This window comes from Streptomyces sp. 8P21H-1, from assembly GCF_013302945.1.
The window spans coordinates 1,568-4,376 of the sequence record NZ_JABTYA010000106.1; the positions used below are offsets into that span (position 1 = coordinate 1,568).

The following is a 2,809-nucleotide window of genomic DNA, read 5'->3' on the forward strand; positions in this document are numbered from 1 at the left end:
CGGCAACCGCACGTTCGGGATCATGTCGAACGACGACGCGTTCCGCTCCGCGGTGCACGAGGCGGCCGAGGAGGTCGGCGAGCCGGCCTGGCCGATGCCGCTCCCGGACCACCTGAGGAAGGGGATGGACTCCCCCACGGCCGACATCGCCAACATGGGCGAGCGGTACGGCGGCGGCCTGGTGGCCGGGCTGTTCCTGAAGGAGTTCGTGGGCGAGGGCATCACGTGGGCGCACCTCGACATCGCCGGACCCGCCTTCAACGAGCAGGGGCCGTTCGGTTACACCCCGAAGGGTGGTACGGGGTCCGCCGTACGGACGCTGGTGCGGCTCGCCGAGCTGACCGCCTCCGGCGATCTGGGCTGACATTCCGCCCGGTGGCCCGGGTTCGTCCGGCGTACGGCGGGTGCCGGCCGAGCGTGGCTGAGCGCGTAGTTCCCCGCGCCCCTGCGGGGCGCCCCTCGCGGGCGCGGGGACGCCGTGTGATCGATCAGACGTCCCACAGCGCAGCCCGGCGTCCCGAGTGTCGGTGACAAGTGCGAAGATGGGTTCTCGGCAGGACAGGGCCCGCCAGGGCCGAAGAAGAGCGGCCGGACACCAGCCGCCGCCCGGTCACTGGAGACCGGCGCCGGCGCACATGCATGGAGGACGTGACGTGGCGAACGACGCCAGCACCGTTTTCGACCTAGTGATCCTCGGCGGTGGTAGCGGCGGCTACGCCGCGGCCCTGCGCGGAGCGCAGCTGGGCCTGGACGTCGCCCTGATCGAGAAGAACAAGCTCGGCGGCACCTGCCTGCACAACGGCTGCATCCCCACGAAGGCCCTGCTGCACGCGGGCGAGATCGCCGACCAGGCACGCGAGAGCGAGCAGTTCGGTGTCAAGGCCACCTTCGAGGGCATCGACATCGCCGCCGTCCACAAGTACAAGGACGACGTGATCAGCGGCCTCTACAAGGGCCTGCAGGGCCTGGTGGCCTCGCGCAAGGTGACGTACATCGAGGGTGAGGGCCGGCTGTCGTCCCCGACCTCCGTGGACGTCAACGGCCAGCGGGTCCAGGGCCGCCACGTGCTGCTCGCGACCGGCTCCGTGCCGAAGTCGCTGCCGGGCCTGGACATCGACGGCAACCGCATCATCTCCTCGGACCACGCGCTGACGCTGGACCGCGTCCCGCAGTCCGCGATCGTGCTGGGCGGCGGTGTCATCGGCGTCGAGTTCGCCTCGGCGTGGAAGTCCTTCGGCACCGACGTCACGATCATCGAGGGCCTCAAGCACCTCGTCCCGGTCGAGGACGAGAACAGCTCCAAGCTCCTCGAGCGCGCGTTCCGCAAGCGCGGCATCAAGTTCAACCTCGGCACGTTCTTCGAGAAGGCCGAGTACACGCAGGACGGCGTCCGCGTGACCCTCGCCGACGGCAAGACCTTCGAGGCCGAGATCCTCCTGGTCGCCATCGGCCGCGGCCCGGTCTCGGCCGGTCTCGGCTACGAGGAGCAGGGCATCGCCATGGACCGCGGCTACGTCCTGGTCGACGAGTACATGCGCACCAACGTGCCGACCGTCTCGGCCGTGGGCGACCTGGTGCCCACGCTCCAGCTCGCGCACGTCGGCTTCGCCGAGGGCATCCTGGTGGCGGAGCGCCTGGCCGGTCTCAAGACCGTCCCGATCGACTACGACGGCGTGCCCCGGGTGACGTACTGCCACCCCGAGGTCGCCTCCGTGGGCGTCACCGAGGCCAAGGCCAAGGAGATCTACGGTGCGGACAAGGTCGTCGCTCTGAAGTACAACCTCGCGGGCAACGGCAGGAGCAAGATCCTGAAGACCGCGGGCGAGATCAAGCTCGTCCAGGTCAAGGACGGTGCCGTGGTCGGCGTCCACATGGTCGGCGACCGCATGGGCGAGCAGGTGGGCGAAGCCCAGCTGATCTACAACTGGGAGGCGCTGCCCGCCGAGGTCGCGCAGCTCATCCACGCCCACCCGACGCAGAACGAGGCGATGGGCGAGGCCCACCTCGCGCTCGCCGGCAAGCCGCTGCACTCGCACGACTGACCGACCCTCGGTCACCCCACGACGCGACGACACAGACTTCCGCAATCGTAAGGAGCAACCGAAACCATGGCGGTTTCCGTAACCCTTCCGGCGCTCGGCGAGAGCGTCACCGAGGGCACCGTCACCCGCTGGCTGAAGGCCGAGGGTGAGCGCGTAGAGGCCGACGAGCCCCTGCTGGAGGTGTCGACGGACAAGGTCGACACCGAGATCCCCTCCCCCGCCGCCGGCGTGCTCGCCTCCATCAAGGTCGCCGAGGACGAGACCGTCGAGGTCGGTGCCGAGCTGGCCGTCATCGACGACGGCTCGGGCGCGTCCGCCGAGTCCGCTCCGGCCGCCGAGCCCGAGCCGGAGCAGGCCCCGGCCGCCGAGGAGCCCGCTCCGGAGCCGGCCCCGCAGGCCACCCCGTCCACCGAGACCGACGCTCCGGCGCCGGCCCCGACCGCCGAGGCCGCTTCCGGCGGCGGTGGCGCCGAGGGCACCGACGTGGTGCTCCCGGCCCTGGGCGAGTCGGTCACCGAGGGCACCGTCACCCGGTGGCTCAAGGAGGTCGGCGAGGAGGTCGCGGAGGACGAGCCGCTCCTTGAGGTCTCCACCGACAAGGTCGACACCGAGATCCCGTCGCCCGCCGCCGGCGTGCTGCTGGAGATCGTGGTCGGCGAGGACGAGACCGCCGAGGTCGGTGCCAAGCTGGCCGTCATCGGCGCTCCCGGCTCGGCTCCGTCGGCCCCCGCCGCCGAGGCTCCCGCCCCGGCCGAGGAGGCTCCGGC

General features: G+C 71.2%; 2 protein-coding genes and 1 pseudogene. All 3 read left to right on the plus strand.

The features are described 5' to 3' along the window. Window positions 1-364, plus strand: a pseudogene (locus HO151_RS01975) (leucyl aminopeptidase); the annotation flags it as partial. Between the two features lie 289 nt (window positions 365-653). Next, window positions 654-2,042: a dihydrolipoyl dehydrogenase gene (gene lpdA / locus HO151_RS01980; RefSeq protein WP_173894406.1), complete on the plus strand. Its 1,389-nt coding sequence runs from the start codon at window positions 654-656 to the stop codon at window positions 2,040-2,042. A 66-nt stretch (window positions 2,043-2,108) separates the two neighbouring features. Continuing rightward, a partial coding sequence (locus HO151_RS01985) for a biotin/lipoyl-containing protein (protein ID WP_302479529.1) occupies window positions 2,109-2,809 on the plus strand: 701 nt, incomplete at its 3' end.